Genomic DNA, 3,707 nt, shown 5'->3' with positions numbered 1-3,707 from the left:
GGTGCATTGTTCGCGCTTGTCGAAGGTGCTGGGCAGCACGACCATGCCGCCTTGCGGACCGGCGATTACCAGATACCAGACCAACGCTGCTGCGGTCGTAGCCATGGGGATTTCCTTGTTCTGCCAGTTGGGCGCTTGTTGTGGGAGTCGCGGTGACCCTACCAACTCCAAGGAAATGACGAAAGCATGACCGCCGCACAGCTTCCCGCCGTCTCATCACAGCCGCGTGATGTGACGGCGGGTTTCCCAGCCCGATTTCGAAGCGCAATCGGCTCAGTTGGTGGCAAAACAATAGAACAAGCCATCGCCCCCGGTGCCCTTCAGCGCCTCTTGGCTGCAGCCGCCGCGCGAGGCGTGCGAGGAATTCCAGGATTTGGCGGCTGCAGAATCGTCGAGGCCCGTGCGATCATGATGGCCCATCATCGCGGCGCCTTCCGCCCCGCTCATCGTCCAGTCGCCGCAGGTCTGGTCGGCGATCTTGGTGCCGTCGGGCTTGGAGCCGGTCAGCACGTCGTGGCGGTTCGGCGTGTCACCGCGGCCGTTGACCACTTCGCCTTTCTCGTTGAGCGCCGTCTGCTTGGTGATGCCGTTGGCATCGCTGTGCAACGAGGCGACGTCGTCAGCGATCTTGACGCCCTTGGCGTTCACCCACGGCCCCTTGCCGATACGGTCGCGGGCGTCGGTGTCGCTGGTCGACAGATAGGCGGCCCAACTCTTGCCGGTGACGCCGGCGGCTTCCGCCAGCGATGCGCAATGCGCGTCAGCACCCTTGAGGCCGCCGAGGTCGGCACCCTTGCCGGAACCGACACTGGTGACGAAGAAGCTCATCTTGGCATCTTGCGAGTAAGCGGCGCCCGCGGCTGCGATCAGGATGGCCGCGGTGGCGAGAAGCAGTTTGCGCATGGTGGTTCCTCCGGTTTGGGCTTCGACTACGTCGAAGAAACGTTTCCGGAGGCCTGTTTAATCCCTACGCATGTCGCTTAAAAGTGCGCAGCGGTTTTTGGGAAACCGACATGCGTCAAAAAAAAGGCTCAACTTTTATTCCGGCTGCCTATAGGCGACGAAGCGATTGTGCTTGGCCTGGAAGATCAATCCGGTCTCTTTCAGGTCCGGGCTGGCCAGCGGCACGATGCGTTTGGCGATCTCGGAGGGATGCGGCAACGTCTCGGGATCTTCGCCCGGCACTGCCTGGGCCCGCATGGCGGTGCGGGTGGCGCCGGGGTCAGCGGCGTTCACCCTGAGCGGCAGGCTCTGCGTCTCATGCGCCCAGGAGCGCATCATCGTCTCCACCGCGGCCTTGGATGCCGCGTAGGGTGCCCAGAAGGCGCGCGCCGAGTGCGCGGCGTTGGAAGACAGGATGATCGCGCGGCCAGCATCGGAGAGCCGCAGCAGAGGGTCGACCGAGCGGATCAGCCGCCAGGTCGAGGTGACGTTGATGGTCATCACCTTCTCGAAGGTTTTTGCTTCGACATGACCGATCGGCGAGATGACGCCGAGCACGCCGGCATTGGCGACGAGAATGTCGAGCTTGCCCCAGCGTTCGTGGATGGCGCCGCCCAGGCGGTCGATGCCGGCCATGTCGGCGAGGTCGAGCGGCACCAGTGTCGCCTGGCCGCCGGCCGCCTTGATCTGGTCGTCGAGCTCTTCCAGCCCGCCGACAGTACGAGCCACCGCAATGACATGCGCGCCGGCGGCAGCCAATTCCTTGGCAATGAAATAGCCGATGCCGCGCGAGGCGCCGGTGACGACCGCAACGCGGCCGGAAAGGTCGAGGGTCATGCGATGGATTCCGGGAATTGACTAACGCTGATGGCGGTCCGGCCTACGTCCCGCTTGTCGCCAGCAGCGACAGCGTGCGCACATTGTCGTGGCCTTCGAAGTCGAGCAGGCGGGTCGGGTACTGGCCGGTGAAGCAGGCATCGCAGAATTGCGGCTGGTCGTTGTCGCGGCTGGCCTCGCCGACCGCGCGGTAGAGCCCGTCAATGGTGAGGAAGCCAAGCGAATCGACGCGAATGAACTCGGCCATCTCCTCGATCGACATGCGCGACGCCAGGAGCTTCGATTTCTCCGGCGTGTCGACACCGTAGAAGCAGGAGGCGCGTGTCGGCGGTGAGGCGATGCGCATATGCACCTCCTTGGCGCCGGCGTCGCGCACCATCTGCACGATCTTCTGGCTGGTGGTGCCGCGCACGATGCTGTCGTCGACCAGAACCACGCGCTTGCCTTCGATCATGCGCCGGTTGGCATTGTGCTTCAGCTTGACGCCCATATGGCGGATCGAATCGCCCGGCTGGATGAAGGTGCGGCCGACATAATGATTGCGGATGATGCCGAGCTCGAAGGGAATGCCGGCCGCCTGGCTGAAGCCGATCGCCGCCGGCGTGCCCGAATCCGGCACCGGCACGACGATGTCGGCCTCGACCGGGCTTTCGACCGCCAGCTCGGCGCCGATACGCTTGCGCACCTCATAGACGTTGCGGCCTTCGACCGAGGAATCCGGCCGCGCGAAATAGACATATTCGAAGATGCAGAAGCGGGTCTTCTGCGGCTCGAAGGGGAACAGGCTCTCGATGCCCTTGGACGTGACGACGACCATCTCGCCGGGCTTCAGGTCGCGCACGAAACGCGCACCGATGATGTCGAGCGCGCAGGTTTCAGAGGCCAGGATCCAGGCGCCGTCGAGATCGCCCAGCACCAGCGGCCGGATGCCGAGCGGATCGCGGCAGCCGATCATCTTCTTGGCCGTCATCGCCACCAGGGAGAAAGCGCCCTCGACCTGCCGCACCGCATCGATGAAACGCGAGTTCAAATCGCGCTCCTTGCTGGTGGCGACGAGGTGCAAAAGCGTCTCGGTATCGGAGGTGGAGGAGAAGATCGCGCCTTGCTTCTGCAGCGCGCGCTGCACGGTCATGGCGTTGGTCAGATTGCCGTTGTGGGCGACGGCGAAACCGCCATCGGCCAATTCGGCGAAAAAGGGCTGGATGTTGCGCATGCCGGCGCCGCCCGTGGTGGCGTAGCGCGTATGGCCAATGGCGCGGTTGCCTTGCAGGCTGTCGATGACGCGCTGCTTGGTGAAGGTGTCGCCGATCAGGCCGACATGGCGTTCGACATGGAACTGGCTGCCGTCATAGGAAACGATGCCGGCCGCTTCCTGGCCGCGATGCTGCAGCGCATGCAGGCCCAATGTAACGATGGCCGCAGCGTCCTGCCGGCCGAAAATGCCGAACACACCGCATTCGTCGTGGAAATGGTCGTCGGCCTCGGCGGAAAGCACGTCGTCTGCGTCTGCCATCTTAAGCTCCGCTAAAATCGCCATATAATGCGGGTTCGCGCCGAAAGCAACGCGGGCCGTGCAGTCGTTCACACCATCGTCAGATCCTGACGCCGTTTTTCGGCGTCAGTTTGCCGGTGCCGCCGGTGCCGGAGCGGCCGGGGCGTTGTTCGCCGGTGGTGTTGCGTCATTGTCGTCAGGCGCCGGCGTGTTGGTATCGTCGCCGCCCGCCGGAGCATCCGCCGCCGGTGCGTCCGGAGCAGCTGGCGTCTCGGCGGCCGGCTGATTCGGATTGAGCTTCTTGAGGATCGCGTTTTCCGGATCCTCGGGCAGCAGGCTTTCGAGCTTGGCGCCGATTTGTTCGAGCAGCGGCCGCGACTTGGCCTCGGTGACCCAGGCTGGTGCCTTGGCGCCGGCCAGCCAGTTGAAGAACAGC

At 64.4% G+C, this 3,707-nt stretch carries 3 protein-coding genes and 1 pseudogene; all 4 read right to left on the bottom strand.

All coding sequences use genetic code 11. The annotated features are described in order from the left end of the window. Positions 1-273: 273 nt before the first annotated feature. Complete coding sequence (locus EN969_RS21200; protein WP_013532530.1) at positions 274-903, bottom strand: hypothetical protein; 630 nt, start codon at positions 901-903, stop codon at positions 274-276. Between the two features lie 135 nt (positions 904-1,038). Further along, positions 1,039-1,779 carry an SDR family NAD(P)-dependent oxidoreductase gene (locus tag EN969_RS21195; RefSeq protein WP_013532529.1) on the bottom strand — a complete coding sequence of 247 codons (741 nt, stop codon included), beginning with the start codon at positions 1,777-1,779 and terminating at the stop codon, positions 1,039-1,041. Between the two features lie 43 nt (positions 1,780-1,822). Further along, positions 1,823-3,292, bottom strand: a complete 1,470-nt coding sequence (gene purF / locus EN969_RS21190; protein ID WP_013532528.1) for an amidophosphoribosyltransferase — start codon at positions 3,290-3,292, stop codon at positions 1,823-1,825. Positions 3,293-3,397: 105 nt separating this feature from the next. Beyond that, a pseudogene (locus EN969_RS21185) lies at positions 3,398-3,707 on the bottom strand (CvpA family protein); the annotation flags it as partial.

Source organism: Mesorhizobium sp. M7A.F.Ca.CA.003.01.2.1 (assembly GCF_003998945.1).
Lineage (GTDB): Bacteria > Pseudomonadota > Alphaproteobacteria > Rhizobiales > Rhizobiaceae > Mesorhizobium > Mesorhizobium ciceri.
The sequence above is the reverse complement of the archived record's forward strand: the minus strand, read 5'-3'. Positions and strand labels throughout refer to the sequence as shown.